Source organism: Hymenobacter sp. DG01, assembly GCF_006352025.1.
GTDB lineage: Bacteria > Bacteroidota > Bacteroidia > Cytophagales > Hymenobacteraceae > Hymenobacter.
On sequence record NZ_CP040936.1, the window covers coordinates 3,040,001 to 3,054,082 of the forward strand.

Genomic DNA, 14,082 nt, shown 5'->3' on the forward strand with positions numbered 1-14,082 from the left:
ACCCATTAGTTGGCTTTTGCAAGGAAAAGTGAAAAGTTTTTTTGCTGCTCTCGCCCGCTTCCGGCTGAATCGGGGTGCAAAGGTAACACCACCCGTTTCACTTTCGCAAGCCTGAATCGAAAAAAACTTTTTGCGTGTTTTCTTCGAGAAAAGGGCCTGGGCCAGATGCCATCGGCTTGATCGGGCAAGAAGCGCACCGCGTCTTCTTCCGCCGCCCCTACCGCGTTTCGGTTTGGGAGTGCAAAAGTGCAGGGTCTGCTTCGGATTTCCAAACCCAGTCCCGCCTTTTTTCGTTCAAGGCCGTTGTTGTAAGGTCTGTTGGCACGGCTATTACCTGATAATCAGATTTCTACTTACCTGAGTGTTTTGATACTTTTTCACCTTACCGTTGCGGGTGAGAATACATCAGATAAAATAGGGAGGGTAGTACGTGGCCTTTGGGACTCGTAGCGGGCTATTGTTTCGCCTAGAGCAGCGAGAAAAGGCAGACCGATGGACTCGTACTCATAGACTCCATCATTAATAACACCATCTTTATTAACGTATAGGACCGCACTAAGGAAAAACTCTGTGCGGCGCGTGGAATCGGCAAAGTAGGCCACATCGGCGAGATAGCCGTGGGACATGCCCACTACATTATATATATGTACATCCGATTGGGCCGGGTTGGTGCGCTGGCGGCCGTAGTAGAGATATTTCTTGTAGGCATCGAAATAGCTTGATGATTTATACAGACTGTAGCCTGAGCTATGAGGAGTTTGGTGCAGGTAGTAGCGCAGAAACGCGTAATCGGTGGGGGTTAGCTGGAAACGCTGGTGCTCAGGTACGCTTGCCGGAAACAGAATAGACTTCAGTATATCTGTAACGTCTTGCAGAGGTAAGTAATTGGCGGTGGTAAAGTCATACGCGCGCTGGATTATACGGCCGCCGGCTTGGTGGGCGCGTCCTTTAGCAATAGGGCCTATGGGGTAGGTATAAGGAAGAGGATTCAGGGTAGCAGCCTGCCGGTAACTTATCTGACCGGTATGGGGGTCCTGGAACTCAATAGGGTTTGTGTGGCGGTTAGCAGTTGTATCACAGGGAGCGAAACGGCGAACAATGCGAGCATTTGAGTACCCGAGCTGGCTTAGACGAGCATTAATAGCTCCTTGGCCGAGAAATTCATAGAGCCGATTATAAGCCTGGTTGTCGCTGACCAGCAACATGCGCTTGATATAATTTCCGACGGTGTTGATTCGGTCTGAATCGGAGGAGGCAATGAATGGGGCCGCCGTCTGGCATCGGAAGCCTACCCCGGTGGCCATGGGTGAACGACGCGTAAGCCCGGGCCGGCGCAGCTGGTCAAGCTTTTCCAAGGCTAAGGCCGCGGTAGGGAGTTTGACCAGACTAGCTGGGTTGAAATACTGACGGGCATCGAGGCGGAAATCGTGCTGTACGAAATGAGGCTGTTGGTTGGCGTCGCGGTTAATTTGGGTATAGATGATTTGCAGCTCGTATTGGCTGGCGCGACTTACCACAGAGGTCAAGCGTGAATCAGTGTGCAGCAGACTATCCAGCAGGGAGCTGTTAGGGACCCGCACGGGAATACTGGCAGGGGTAACCCGGGCGGCGGGATACTGGCTACTGCACACAAAAGCGCACCACAGGAGCAGGATAGTAGAAGTGAACCGAGAGTACATACTATATAAGGTAGGTAAAGGTGGTCAGTCCGTTTCTATACCCCCTTCTAAAAGAATAAGAGCTGCTCCGGGAAGAAGCAACTCTTATTCTTTTAGAAGCAGGACCGATTCTGCTACTGCACGGGGGTAGTACGATGCGCCAGGAGAAGGTTTGACTCGTTGGGGCGCCAGTTGTAGCCGGTGCCGAAGGGTAGTAGCCGGGCCGGGTTGGCGGTGTCGGCGTAGGCTGTGGTTAGCTCCGGCTGGTAGTGCTTGGCAAAGAGGTTGATGGGGCGTTTATAGGTTCCGTAGAAGGTAAACTGCCAATCGGCAGCCGGCCGGAAGTACTTCATGGCAATACCCGAATCGTCCTGCAAAACATAGTTGCTACGCTCCAATACCAGATTCCGGACTTTGCTGAAATAGGTTTTATGCATGAGGTAGGTGGCCGATTTTACATAGGTAGTCAATGGACCTAAGGAACGGACATACTTCAGGGCAGCCTCCTGGGTAGTACCCAGTTTCCAGTCGCTGAGGTCAGCAGAGAAATACAGAACGGTCTTTTTCTGGCCGGCCGGGGTGCGCAGGATCATTTCAACCCCAGGTACCATTTTAGGTCCCGGGCGCTGAATGGCCGCCGTATCGGCCGCAGCTAGTTCTCCTTCGGGGGTAAGCTGGATGTAGCGCACGGCCTCTACCTGATGATTGGTGCGGGCAGCAAACAGCATCATCAGAGGTAGGGCCCCATCCAGCTCTACTGATTTCAGATCCACCGCCATGTCATTGGTGCGGAAAAAGCTGAAGTTGAGCACTGACCACAACGAGGCTTTTAGGGCCGTGAACAAACGGGGGTTCGCCAGAGTAGCCTGGCGCGGAACACTCCCTACCGGCTCCAGTCCCATAAGCACATACGTGGAGCTGGTGGGGAACATGGTGGTTACGTTCAGGAAATCGGGGCCACTAAAGGGGTAGAAGATGGTAGGACTGGCCGCGCGGGCAGAATCAAGCTCCTGCCGAGCCCAGGCTTCTATCTTAGTGGTGCGGGTAGCATGATAGTTGGTCCAGCTTTTGGCGGCATCGGCGGCGTAGGACTGCCAGCCCGGCTGGGCGGTCAGCGGCCGCAGGCCACTGGCCTTGCTGACGGGTAGCCCGGCCAGGTAGGCTGCTACGTTGTGGGTCGCCGATGTATCGGGGGCGGCGGGCTTGGCGGCCGGCACCGGCGAAGTGGTGGCTGAATCGGGCGGCGTGGCCGGGGATGCGGCGGGCTGCTCAGTACGAGCTGACTTTTGATCGGAGCAGGCGGCCAGCACCGCTACCATAACCGGCAATAGCAGCCGGGTGACGAAAGAACGCATACAAACTATACAGTGGAGAGAGGGCCGAAAGGTAAATAATATAGCGCTGAGCTTATGCGGCTCAGAGCTTCTCGCCGCAGCGCCAGCAAAATTCGGCTTCCGGCCGGTGCTCAGTGGCCTGGCAAACGTGGCAGATAACCTGTTTATAAGGAGCAGGTGTGTTTTGCGGTGAGGCCATCTGGGCGGAAACAATGCCGGTAGGCACGGCAATGATGGCATAGCCCAGAATCATGAGCACCGAGGCCAGTGTCTGACCCAGAACCGTAACCGGCGATATATCTCCGTAGCCTACCGTAGTTAGGGTAACGATGGCCCAGTAAATACTTTTCGGAATACTGGTAAAGCCGTTTTCGCCACCTTCTACTACGTACATCAAAGTCCCAATAACCACTACCAGCGTCAGTACGGCCGTCAGGAAGACCAGTATTTTGAAGCGGCTGGCTTTGAGGGCCCGCACAATAAACTCGCCTTCCCCAACGAAGTGGCCCAGCTTGAAAATGCGGAATACGCGCAGCAGGCGGAGCGTGCGAATGACGAGCAGGTACTGACTACCGGCAACCAGTAAACTTATCAGGGTAGGCGCCAGGGCCAGAAAATCGATGATACCCAGCAGGCTTAATGCGTAAGTGAGCGGGCGCCGCACCACAATCAGGCGGGCCAGATACTCCAGCATGAAAGCGCCAGTGAATATCCACTCCACTACCCGCAGGTAGGGCCCGTACTGCGCATTAATGCTTCTGACGCTTTCCAGCATCACTACTACCACACTCAGCAAAATAGCCCACAGCAAGGCAATGTCGAAGGAACGCCCGGCGGGCGTATCCGATTCGAAAATGATGCTGTAAGCCTTCTGTTTCCAGGAAGGCAGCGGGTGGGCGTCGGGGGTTTCCATACCGTAGAGAAAGTCTGATTACGACTGGGAGCTGGCCTGGGGTTGATGCCCCAGCCGCTGTCCCACGAAATAAACCAGCAGCCCAACGGCGAGCGTACCCAGCCCATACAGCGTTTCCCAGGGTTTGCTGCCGGCAATAAACCAGAGCGTCCAGCCATTGAGCAGCAGGAAAAGCAGCGGAGTAACCGGATACCCCCACGCCCGGTACGGCCGCGGAAGCCTGGGCTGCCGAAAACGCAGCACAAACAAGCCCAGAACCGTCAGGAACGTGAACAGGCTCAGTACAAAGCCAGCATAGAGCAGCACCTGCTCGAACGTAGCAGTCAGGATGAAAAGCAAGGTAAGCGCGGTTTGAAACAGGGTTGCCCGCACCGGAATACCTTTCGGGCTTACGCGGGCCAGGGGCCGCAGGGCCGGCAGGTCCTCCCCCATTACTTGCACAATACGCGGCCCAGCGAAAATCATGGAGCTAACCGTGGACACCAGCAAAACGGCAATGGCGCCGCCCATCACCCGTCCGGCCGTAGGCCCGAACAGCGTAGTTGCTACCACAAAGCCTACCTCCAACTGTCCTTTCAAGGCGCTGATAGGGGTTGAGTAGAGGAAAACGAAGTTCAGACCAACATAAAGCAGCAGAACGATAATTGTTCCGACGAGCAGAATCCGGGGCAGGTTCCGCTGGGGCTGGTGCACTTCGCCCGTCAGGTAAACGGCCGCGTTCCAGCCCGAGTAGGCATACGAAACATAAATCAGCGAAACGGCAAAGGCGGGGCTAAGCAGCTGGCCCCAATCGGCTGAGGTACGGGGCGCGAAGTGCATGGCCTGCGGACTAGCCACGGCCAGCCCTACCCCAATAAAACTCACCAATACCAGCACTTTCAGGGCTGTAATCAGTACCTGCAGGCGGCTGCCAGCCTGCCGACTGCTCATGTGCACGGCTGCCAGGGCCAGCACTACCCCTATCGACATGCCGACGGGTGACACCGCAGGCCATACACTCTGGGCGTAGCGCCCCAGAGCCATAGCAGCCAAGGCGGTGGGGGCCGCAAACCCTACCGTAGAGGATACCCACCCCGAGAGAAACCCCACCGCAGGATGATAAATGCGGGATAAATAGTGGTACTCGCCACCTGAGCGGGGCATGGCAGCGGCCAGCTCACCGTAGCTCAGCGCGCCGCACAGCGCAATAATCCCCCCTACCCCCCACAACATCAGCAAGGCAAATCCGCTCTGGATATCGGCTACCTGAAACCCCAAGCTGGTAAAAACCCCTGTGCCCACCATGTTGGCTACCACAATGGCAATACCCGTCAGGACGCTGATTTTGTAAGTAGAAGGAGCTGATGAAGGCATGCAATGGTTAGGTTAGAGGAAACCAAAGATGCGGAGGTTCAGGATAACGCTCTCGTGCAAACCCCATAAAAAGGCCTTCGGGTGAAGAGGCACCGGCCGGAAAACCAGCCAACGCCTCTTCACTCGAAGGCCTTTTTGTATTTCGCTTCAGTTGGAAACGTCCTACTGCTGTACTGCTTTCGGGCGCTTATACAGCGGAACCGTGCTGCAGGGCTCGCCATACATAATGCTGCTGGTTACCGGCAGCAGCTTCTGCATGATGGCTACATAGGCGTAAGTAGGCACAGGTTTGTCGCCGCAGCCTTTTACTACCACTTTCGCATCGTGGTACTGCGCTACATCAATGGCAGCAATAGCCTCATGGAACAACTCCTGCTCCAGAGCTTCCAGGCTCCCGAACACGTAGCGGTGCGCATGATTCTGAAGCTTGGTGGCCAGCAGCATGTAGGCCCAGGTTGGCACAATGGCATCGGCCGAGCAGATGATGGCCACGTTTTTGCCGTCGTACTGGCTCCAGTCGTGGGTTTTGATAAACTCGCGGAAGTCTTTCTCACGCAGCATCAGCCCGTGAAACAAATTATCCTTGATGTCATACTCTACCCGCTCGCCCGGATGAATAAACTCTTCGAGGTTGAGGGTAGTAAGGGCGCTTTGCGCCACGCGGTTGATGAATTCGTCCATGATATACGCCAACTTAAGGTTAGCTATTGACTGAAACGGTCATTGCCTTTTGAAACTACCGGGCCTGGGGGAGCAGCCTACTGGCCCGGCTTATTTTTGGGAGTGGTAGTGTGCACTTCCTTTAAGTAAAAAGGCTCGTAGTAGGCTACGCTCTGAAATTCCTGCTGCTGGTAAGCGGCTACGCCCAGCGCGCCCACTGCTACCGCCGAAGGCTCTACCCCTGACAGAAACTCAGCGCGGGTGTTAGACCCTACCAGCGGCTGGAACTTCTGCGCCCCACCACCAAAGAATAACAAGGAGTGGTGGGCTAAATGTTCGGCCAGTGTGGCCTGGTCCAGCACCAGGGGGGTAGGCGCCAGCACTTCCGTTGCGTCGGAGCGGTAGATGGCCGCGTATACTTCCATCCGGCGGGCGTCCAGCATGGGGCAGTACAGGTACTGCTCAGAGCGGGCCGTGCGGCTAGCTACCTGGTAGGCCATACTGCGTAGGGTGCTCACGGCCAGCAACGGAATATCCAGGGCGTAGCACAGTCCTTTGGCGGCAGCAGCCCCAATGCGCAGCCCCGTGTACGACCCCGGCCCATCCGATACAGCTACCGCCGCCAGGTTGGGTAGGGTATGCAGGGTATTCTCCAGCAGCTGATGGATGAGTACGCTCAGGTGCGAGGAGTGCGACTTTTCCAGCCGCAACTCCGATTGGCCTATCAGCTTCCCATCATCAATTTGATGCAGAGCAACAGAGCAAACCGGCGAGGAGGTTTCAAGGGAAAGCAGCAACTTAGACATGATGCAAAGGTAAGGCAGCTACCGGGAAGACGGTTGCAAAAGCAAAAAGCAGCTCGTTCTGAGCTGCTTTTTGCTTTCTGGAGTTCTTAGTTTCCTGCTGTGCTACTTCCCTCCTGCCGTGCTACGCTTGGCTTCGGGGCGGGTTTTGGCCTCCAGGGTGCCGGGCTTGAGCAGGGCGGTGTAGCGGGGCTGGTCGTTGAGCACGTTCAGAGCCATCAGGATGTTGGGGTCGTCGTCGAAGCTGGCCTCCACGCTGCCCTTCTGGAAGTAATAGCGCGACACAATTTCCTGCTCCAGCAGCTCCCGGATTTCAGGCTTGAAACGCATGAGGTCGTTGGCCTTGTTGGTAGTTACCTTTTTGCGCATGCCCTCCAGCTCCGTTTTCACGTCGTCGTAGTGCTTTTCCTCCTTCACTTTTTTAGTAAGCTCGGCCAGCGCTTTTTCCGCGTCGGTGCTGTAGCTGATGTCCTTGCCCTTCAGGTAATCAACAAACTTCTGGTAGTCGGCATCCGAGAGCTTGAACTGCCGGGCGGGGGCAATGCTGGCGTGCTCAGACCGGTAGCGGGTGGCGTAGTCGAACAGGTAGCTTTTCTGGAGCAGCACACGGGTGATGTCGGCAATTTCGCGGTCCTGCACTTCCACATCAGGAGCTACCCCGCCACCATCATACACCGTGCGGCCAGCCACGGTCCGGAAGGACGTACGCAGCGAGTCGGGCACTTTGCCCAGCGTCCCGTCTTCGGCCCGGTGCGTGTAGTCGATTTCCTGAATGCAACGGCCACTGGGGATATAGTATTTGGCCGTCGTCACTTTGAGCTGGGAGTTGTAGCTCAAGGGGCGGGTAGCCTGCACCAGACCTTTACCAAACGTACGCTCCCCTACCAGCACGGCGCGGTCGTAATCCTGCAGTACGCCGGATACAATCTCGGAGGCCGAAGCCGAGCGGTTGCTGGTAATAACCACCATCGGAATCTGGGTGTCCAGCGGGGCATCGAGGGCCTTGTAGGTTTTATTCCAGTCGGAAACTTTGCCTTTGGTGCTCACGATGTCGCGGCCCTTGTCCACGAACAGGTTGGAGATATTCACGGCCTCGTTAAGCAGGCCGCCCGGGTTGTCCCGAATATCAAAGATGAGCTTTTTAGCGCCCTGCTCCTTAAGCTTGGCCACGGCCAGCCGCACTTCCTTGCCCGCGTCCACGGTAAAGCCCGACAGCTGGAAATAGCCGACTTCCGAAGTGAGCATGCCGTAGTACGGCACATTATCCACCTGAATCTTGTCGCGGGTGATGTTGATTTCTACGGGCGCATCCTGGCCGTAGCGCGTCACCATCAGCTTCACCAGGGAGTTGGCCTGGCCCTTCAGCAGCTTGCTGATGTCGGAGTTGGTTTTCTTATCAACGCTGACCCCGTTAATGCTCAGAATTTCGTCGCCGGGCAGCAAACCAGCTTTTTGGGCGGGGTAGCCTTCGTAGGCTGCCTGCACAACCGTTCGTCCGCTTCGCTTCACGACTACTGCCCCGATACCCCCGTACTGCCCGGTGGTCATGGTCCGGAAGTCCTCGATATCGTCCTCGGGAATGTAGTTAGTGTAGGGGTCCAGCGACTTGAGCATCGCATCGATACCCGTTTTCACCAGCTTGGCCGGCGGCACCTCGTCCACGTAATAGGTATTCACTTCCTTGAACAGGGTAGCGAAAATGTCGAGGTTCTTGGCTATTTCGAAATACCGCTCATTATCAGAAGCCGAGCGGAAGGATACGAGCAGCGCCGCTCCACCAAGCAGGGCAACGGCGGCCAGGGATTTTTTGCGCATAAACGGGGCTGAAAGCAACTAAACGACCCTACGGTATGCCTTGCTTCCGTTCTTCACGCTCAGGGTGAACAGCCGGATAGCCAGGCATCTGTACCTAAGAACCGGCTCCTCCCGCAGGAGTTGCACGGGCTTCATTGAGCAAACGCTCTAGCCCTGAAATTAATTTTTTTTCAACCAGCGCGAAAGGCTTTTTTTCCTTGCCCGTGTAGATAATTGCCAGGCGGCCGAGGCAATGCCCCCCCTCGGCTTCCAGGAGCCGATATTTGTTGAGGCGGTAGGCTTCGCGCATCAGGCGCTTAAGGTAATTGCGGTCCACGGCGCGCTTAAAGCTGCGCTTGCTAACGCTTACCAGCACCTGGGGCGGCTCGGCGGTAGGCACTTCCGTAGGCAGCCACACGAGCCGCAGGGGGTATAAACCAAAAGAAGAACCCCGGCCGAAAAGCTCTTCGATAAGCTTTTTACGGCACAGATGTTCTTCTTTCGGAAACGAAAAGGAGCGCACGTCGGGTGTAGAGTTCATCGGCCCCGAGAGTGGCTGCACAGAAGCCGGCAGCGGCTTAGCGCTTATGACGGCCTTCGTCGGATACGGTCAGGCGCTTGCGGCCTTTGGCACGACGACGGGCGATTACGCTGCGGCCGTTAGCGGTTTCCATGCGCGAGCGGAAACCGTGCTTGTTGCGGCGCTTGCGCTGCGAGGGCTGAAAAGTACGTTTCATGGTATGGTTAAGTGACTCAGTGACAGGTAAGGCCGGCAAAGGTAACGGTATGAATTGGAAAAGGCAATGCCCCGGGCGGGTTTTTCACCTCTGATTCTTTGCCTTTTCCCAGAAATGTTCCTGCCGCCGGCTGGTTCTTTTCCGGGCGGAGCCGTATGAAACCCGGCGGCATCCGACCCGCAAATTCGTAGCTTTACGTCCAGGTATCCCGGCCTTTGCCGCCGCTTGCGCTTCCATGATTCACTACCACGTCTCGTTCGAGAACCCGCTGACTTTCTACGTTCAACTCCAGATGACCTTTGAGGTGCCGGCAACGGCTACCGAGGCCCTGGAACTACAGCTTCCGGCCTGGCGACCGGGTCGCTATGAGCTACAGAATTTTGCTCAGAAGCTGCAGCACGTGGTGATTGAAGACGCGGCTTCGGGCGAGGCCCTCACAACGCGGAAAACCACGAAGGACCGGTGGCAGGTGACGGGCGCGGCCGGCCGCACGGTGCGAGTACGCTACAACTTTTACGCCCACCAGATGGACGCGGGTGGCTCCTGGCTCGATGAAAGCCAGCTGTACCTGAACCCAGTGCAGGGCTTTATGTACGTGGAAGGGCGCCAGCAGGAAACCTGCCAGCTGCTGCTGGAGCTGCCGGAAGGCTGGCAGATTGCCTGCGGCCTACCCCAGAGCGGCCCCAATACCCTACAGGCCCAGAGCTTCGACCACCTGGCCGATTCGCCGCTGATTGCTAGTCCTACCCTGCAGTACCGTAACTACGAGGTGGGCGGGCTGCCCTTCTACATCTGGATTCAGGGAGAGTGCCCGGTTGACTGGACCCGACTGGTGGAGGACTTTCGAGCCTTCAGCCAAGAGCAGCTAGCCTTATTCGGCTCTTTTCCGGCCCAGGATTACCACTTCCTGAACCAAATTCTGCCCTACAAGCACTACCACGGGGTAGAGCACCTCAACTCCACCGTAATTACCCTGGGGCCGGCCGAGCTGCTTATGACGGAGGGTCTGTACAAAGAGCTGCTGGGCATTAGCTGCCACGAGCTGTTCCATGCCTGGAACATCAAGAGCATCCGGCCGGCTGAAATGCAGCCCTACGATTACGCGCGGGAAAACTACTTCCGCACCTGCTTTATTGCCGAGGGCATTACTACCTACTACGGCGAGTACCTGCTGGCCCGGTCAGGCGTGCGGAGCACAGAGCAATATTTCCAGGAGCTGAATACCGTGCTGCGCAAGCACTACGACGATTACGGCCGCTACCACCTCTCCGTGGCTGATGCCAGCATGGACCTGTGGCTGGATGGCTACAAGCCCGGCATTCCGGACCGCAAGGTTTCAGTGTACCACAAAGGGGCTTTGGTGGCGCTGCTGCTCGACCTTACGCTCCGGCAGCTTTCGGGGCACAAGCGCAGCCTCGATGATGTAATGCGCCGTCTGTGGGAAGAGTTTGGCAAAACCGGGGTGGGCTACACCGAGGAAGACTACCTCCGCATCGTGAACGAAACGGCTGGGCGCGATATGCAGGCCTATTTTGATAAGTTTATTTACGGTACTGCCCCGCTGGAAGAACCCCTGAACCGGGTGCTGGGTTTTGTGGGCTGCCGGCTGCAGCTCGACGAGAACCTATCCGTTTCGGAGGGCACTTACGGCTTCCGGACGGTAGTCAAGAATGGCCGCACCGAAGTAACCGACATCCTGCCCGACTCGCCGGCGGCGCTGAGTTTGACCGTGGATGATGAGGTAGTAGCCGTGAACGGCCGCCGGGTGGATATGAACCTGCAGAGCCTGCTCAGCGACGGCGCCGACCACCATGAGCTGACGGTTTTCCGCCAGAATCGGCTGGTTACCGTAGCACTGCTAGCCGATCCGGCCCACCGCTTCTGGCATAAGGTTACGGTAGAGAAACTGGCCGTCCCTACCCCGGAGCAGCAGGCCAGCTTCCGCCAGTGGATGAAGCAGGATTTTTAGCCAGTCAGCTGCCCTGCTCGCCACGGACAGGCTGTATAAGTCCTGGCCTTCTTTCTTCGTACTGCCCCTCCGGGTCCGGATCAACCACATTCGCTTATCAACGCTTCATTTTTATCCCCCTCGACTAAAAATTCTGCGTATTTTCTGATGCGCCGAACTTTCTGCCGGCATTTTTCTTTTCGCTCCCTGTCCACCAGACGTCGCGCATCTCGAATCAACTCTACCCCTATCATGTTTCGGTTTCGAACCGTGGCGGCCGTACTGCCGCTGGCTGTGGCTTTGCCGGCATGCTCGCTGCGGATGCAGCCGGCCGAAAAGCCTCGGCCAGGCGTTGCAGTGTATCCGGTGCCGGCCCCTAAGCCGCCGCGCATCTACCGCCTGGAACACCTCGATACCCTGGTGCAGGTACCGGGCCGCGTACTACGCATTTACCCCGCGGCCCGCCCCGTGTATGAGCGGCTGCCCAGTCCCGAGTGGGTAGCCAGCAAGCCCGCTTCGGCGGCCGAGGAGGAGTCCTTTCTGGATTTTGCTGCCCAGGAAAAGCGGCGCTTAACTCAGGCTGGCCCCCGAGTAGTGCGCACCGGCCGCATTCTGCGCCTGCGCCCTACGGCAGGCTCCGAAGTGCGCCTCGTGAACAACCCGGTAGAGGATGAGCGCAACATCGCCTACGAATACCTGGCCACACTCCCTGAAATCAGGCAGTGGCTGCTTTCAGTGCACCTCTATGAGGGCGGTTACTACATGCTGGTAGATCAGCGCACGGGCCACCGTACTCAGTTGATGGCCCCACCGGTTATTTCGCCCGATGGGCAGCACTTCGTGTGCGGCAACTCTGATGTGCTGGCCCGCTTTGAGCCCAGCGGCTTGCAACTTTGGACCATGGATGGGGGTAAGCCCCGGTTGCTTTGGGAGCGGCAGACAGAGTGGGGCTGCACTCAACCGCGCTGGCTCGACAACAAAACCATCCTGTTCGAGCAGGACTTCTTTGATAAGGGCGACGTGGACACCCGAGTAGTGCGCCTGAAGGTGGTGCCATAGCTTTTTCCAGTGACCTATATTGCCAAAAAAGCCCCTCCGACGAAAATCAGAGGGGCTTTTTTGGCGATATGCGCACTACTTAAGGTTCTGCTGACTTGGGTTTGGATTGTGCCGGGGCTTATTGGCTTGCGAAGTCCGCTGTTGTTCACTGTCGCCACCACCGGGGGCGTTATTTCGGGTATGATTACCGGCTTCGTTCAGGCCGTTTTGATTGTCGTTCTGTACGTGCGTGCCGCTACCCCGCATATCGGGGTCAACCGAAGATGCGTGTTGCAAGGCATCGGGGCCCATAGCTGAGTCGCTTTTTTGATTCGAAACCGGGGAATCTTTTTTATGCTTAGACATGGCAGTAGAGGCTTAAGGATGAGAAATGTATTCTCTTTTACCCCCTAGCTTTCTACAAGGTTGCCAAAAAGAAAGGGCCTTTGCCTCTGAGAAAGCTCAGAAGCAAAGGCCCTTTTCGCAGAAGACCGGAAAACCTACACGTTTTGCACGGCCGTAGCGGGAATTACCGCTACCAGGTCGGCAAACTGCTGCTCGCGAGCTTCAATTTCTTCCTGAGTCAGGTTCAGCAGACGTTCCGTACCGAACTTTTCCACGCAGAACGAAGCCATGGCCGACCCGTGAATAACGGCGCGCTTCATGTTGTCGAAGCTGATGTCGTCGGTGGCGGCCAGGTGGCCGATGAAGCCGCCCGCGAAGGTGTCGCCGGCTCCGGTGGGGTCAAATACTTCTTCCAGCGGCAGGGCCGGGGCATAGAACACCTTATTCTTGTGGAACAGCAGCGCGCCGTGCTCACCCTTTTTGATGATGAGGTATTTGGGGCCCATCGCCATGATGATTTTGGCCGCTTTCACCAGGGAGTGCACCCCCGACAGCTGCCGCGCTTCTTCGTCGTTGATGCTGAGCACATCCACCATTTCGATGGTGGTTTTCAGCTCATCCAGGGCCACATCCATCCAGAAATTCATCGTATCCATTACGATGAGCTTGGGGCGGTTCACGAGGCGCTGAATCACCAGCCGCTGAATCTGGGGTGTGAGGTTGCCCAGCATCAGATACTTGCAATCCTGGTACGAGTCGGGAATGATGGGGTCGAAATCAGCCAGCACGTTGAGCTCCGTTACCAGCGTTTCGCGCGAGTTCAGGTCGTTGGAGTATTTACCCGACCAGAAGAACGATTTCTCTCCCTGCTTGATCTGCAAGCCCTCCGTATCGACGCCGTGCTCCTGCAGCGACAGAATATCGGACTGCGGAAAATCGTCGCCGACTACCGCTACTACCTTCACGGGTTTCACGGAGTAGGAGGCCGACAGGCCGATGTAGGTGGCGGCACCGCCTACAATTTTGTCGGTTTTGCCGAAGGGCGTTTCCAGGGCGTCGAAGGCCACTGTGCCGATAACAACCAGACTCATAGATCAGAGGGGGAAAAGTGGTTCATGTTCTACTATTACTGCCCCGCAACACAGCGGTGTTCCAAATCCTTCCGGACTAAGCCAAAAAAGAATAAAAATGGACCGGCAGGGGCAAAGAAAAAGGCCTCATACGTTACGTTTGAGGCCTTTTCGGGGTGGGTAAGTAATGGGGCTCGAACCCACGACCTTCGGAATCACAATCCGACGCTCTAACCAGCTGAGCTATACCTACCGTGTTGGGTATTGGAGCCACAAAAGTAGCGGGCGGCAGGTTATTTGCAAATGTTTGACCGAGTTTTTTTCTAATCACGAGTCTAACTAGCTGGTAGGCTGAAGGCAAGGCTTAGGGCTCAACCCCTGCAGTTGCTACCCCATGCTGAGGGCCAAGCCTTGGCCGGGCACCGCGCA

Annotated in this window: 13 protein-coding genes and 1 tRNA gene; 2 read left to right on the top strand and 12 right to left on the bottom strand. The window is 56.6% G+C overall.

Translation table 11 applies throughout. The features are described 5' to 3' along the window. Positions 1–377 precede the first annotated feature (377 nt). The 9 genes from FGZ14_RS12875 to rpmH form a co-directional block, all read right to left on the bottom strand. Positions 378–1,679 (bottom strand): serine hydrolase, encoded by a 1,302-nt coding sequence (locus tag FGZ14_RS12875; RefSeq protein ID WP_139924646.1) that lies wholly within the window; start codon positions 1,677–1,679, stop codon positions 378–380. Between the two features lie 113 nt (positions 1,680–1,792). After that, positions 1,793–3,013, bottom strand: coding sequence for a hypothetical protein (locus tag FGZ14_RS12880; protein ID WP_139924647.1), 1,221 nt, complete (start codon positions 3,011–3,013; stop codon positions 1,793–1,795). Between the two features lie 61 nt (positions 3,014–3,074). Then, positions 3,075–3,905, bottom strand: coding sequence for an ion transporter (locus tag FGZ14_RS12885; protein ID WP_139924648.1), 831 nt, complete (start codon positions 3,903–3,905; stop codon positions 3,075–3,077). Between the two features lie 18 nt (positions 3,906–3,923). Continuing rightward, positions 3,924–5,258, bottom strand: coding sequence for an APC family permease (locus FGZ14_RS12890; RefSeq protein WP_139924649.1), 1,335 nt, complete (start codon positions 5,256–5,258; stop codon positions 3,924–3,926). 162 nt (positions 5,259–5,420) lie between these two features. Beyond that, complete coding sequence (locus tag FGZ14_RS12895) at positions 5,421–5,939, bottom strand: DUF2480 family protein (protein ID WP_139924650.1); 519 nt, start codon at positions 5,937–5,939, stop codon at positions 5,421–5,423. Between the two features lie 77 nt (positions 5,940–6,016). Beyond that, positions 6,017–6,724, bottom strand: coding sequence for a tRNA (adenosine(37)-N6)-threonylcarbamoyltransferase complex dimerization subunit type 1 TsaB (gene tsaB / locus FGZ14_RS12900; protein ID WP_139924651.1), 708 nt, complete (start codon positions 6,722–6,724; stop codon positions 6,017–6,019). A 102-nt stretch (positions 6,725–6,826) separates the two neighbouring features. Next, complete coding sequence (locus FGZ14_RS12905; RefSeq protein ID WP_139924652.1) at positions 6,827–8,536, bottom strand: S41 family peptidase; 1,710 nt, start codon at positions 8,534–8,536, stop codon at positions 6,827–6,829. A gap of 94 nt (positions 8,537–8,630) precedes the next feature. Then, positions 8,631–9,038 carry a ribonuclease P protein component gene (locus FGZ14_RS12910; protein ID WP_257883222.1) on the bottom strand — a complete coding sequence of 136 codons (408 nt, stop codon included), beginning with the start codon at positions 9,036–9,038 and terminating at the stop codon, positions 8,631–8,633. Between the two features lie 55 nt (positions 9,039–9,093). Continuing rightward, positions 9,094–9,252 carry a 50S ribosomal protein L34 gene (rpmH, locus tag FGZ14_RS12915; protein ID WP_045689549.1) on the bottom strand — a complete coding sequence of 53 codons (159 nt, stop codon included), beginning with the start codon at positions 9,250–9,252 and terminating at the stop codon, positions 9,094–9,096. Between the two features lie 235 nt (positions 9,253–9,487). On the opposite strand from rpmH, the gene FGZ14_RS12920 reads away from it, so the two are divergent. Both FGZ14_RS12920 and FGZ14_RS12925 read left to right on the top strand, forming a co-directional pair. Beyond that, on the top strand, positions 9,488–11,221 hold the full coding sequence (locus FGZ14_RS12920) for a M61 family metallopeptidase (protein ID WP_139924654.1): 1,734 nt from the start codon (positions 9,488–9,490) through the stop codon (positions 11,219–11,221). Between the two features lie 231 nt (positions 11,222–11,452). After that, a complete protein-coding gene (locus tag FGZ14_RS12925; RefSeq protein ID WP_139924655.1) occupies positions 11,453–12,259 on the top strand; it encodes a hypothetical protein in 807 nt (268 codons plus the stop codon). Between the two features lie 75 nt (positions 12,260–12,334). Here the strand turns inward: FGZ14_RS12925 and FGZ14_RS12930 are convergent, their stop codons facing one another. The 3 genes from FGZ14_RS12930 to FGZ14_RS12940 all read right to left on the bottom strand — a co-directional run bounded on the left by FGZ14_RS12930 (position 12,335) and on the right by FGZ14_RS12940 (position 13,906). Continuing rightward, positions 12,335–12,604: a hypothetical protein gene (locus FGZ14_RS12930; RefSeq protein ID WP_139924656.1), complete on the bottom strand. Its 270-nt coding sequence runs from the start codon at positions 12,602–12,604 to the stop codon at positions 12,335–12,337. A 134-nt stretch (positions 12,605–12,738) separates the two neighbouring features. After that, on the bottom strand, positions 12,739–13,674 hold the full coding sequence (locus tag FGZ14_RS12935) for a PfkB family carbohydrate kinase (RefSeq protein ID WP_139924657.1): 936 nt from the start codon (positions 13,672–13,674) through the stop codon (positions 12,739–12,741). A gap of 158 nt (positions 13,675–13,832) precedes the next feature. Continuing rightward, positions 13,833–13,906, bottom strand: a tRNA-His gene (locus tag FGZ14_RS12940). Positions 13,907–14,082 lie beyond the last annotated feature (176 nt).

What these genes read in the sequence shown, in the direction of transcription:
- FGZ14_RS12875 (WP_139924646.1), bottom strand. Translation starts at nt 1,679, where the DNA reads ATGTACTCTCGGTTCACTTCTACTATCCTGCTCCTGTGGTGCGCTTTT.
- FGZ14_RS12880 (WP_139924647.1), bottom strand. Translation starts at nt 3,013, where the DNA reads ATGCGTTCTTTCGTCACCCGGCTGCTATTGCCGGTTATGGTAGCGGTG.
- FGZ14_RS12885 (WP_139924648.1), bottom strand. Translation starts at nt 3,905, where the DNA reads ATGGAAACCCCCGACGCCCACCCGCTGCCTTCCTGGAAACAGAAGGCT.
- FGZ14_RS12890 (WP_139924649.1), bottom strand. Translation starts at nt 5,258, where the DNA reads ATGCCTTCATCAGCTCCTTCTACTTACAAAATCAGCGTCCTGACGGGT.
- FGZ14_RS12895 (WP_139924650.1), bottom strand. Translation starts at nt 5,939, where the DNA reads ATGGACGAATTCATCAACCGCGTGGCGCAAAGCGCCCTTACTACCCTC.
- tsaB (WP_139924651.1), bottom strand. Translation starts at nt 6,724, where the DNA reads ATGTCTAAGTTGCTGCTTTCCCTTGAAACCTCCTCGCCGGTTTGCTCT.
- FGZ14_RS12905 (WP_139924652.1), bottom strand. Translation starts at nt 8,536, where the DNA reads ATGCGCAAAAAATCCCTGGCCGCCGTTGCCCTGCTTGGTGGAGCGGCG.
- rpmH (WP_045689549.1), bottom strand. Translation starts at nt 9,252, where the DNA reads ATGAAACGTACTTTTCAGCCCTCGCAGCGCAAGCGCCGCAACAAGCAC.
- FGZ14_RS12920 (WP_139924654.1), top strand. Translation starts at nt 9,488, where the DNA reads ATGATTCACTACCACGTCTCGTTCGAGAACCCGCTGACTTTCTACGTT.
- FGZ14_RS12925 (WP_139924655.1), top strand. Translation starts at nt 11,453, where the DNA reads ATGTTTCGGTTTCGAACCGTGGCGGCCGTACTGCCGCTGGCTGTGGCT.
- FGZ14_RS12930 (WP_139924656.1), bottom strand. Translation starts at nt 12,604, where the DNA reads ATGTCTAAGCATAAAAAAGATTCCCCGGTTTCGAATCAAAAAAGCGAC.
- FGZ14_RS12935 (WP_139924657.1), bottom strand. Translation starts at nt 13,674, where the DNA reads ATGAGTCTGGTTGTTATCGGCACAGTGGCCTTCGACGCCCTGGAAACG.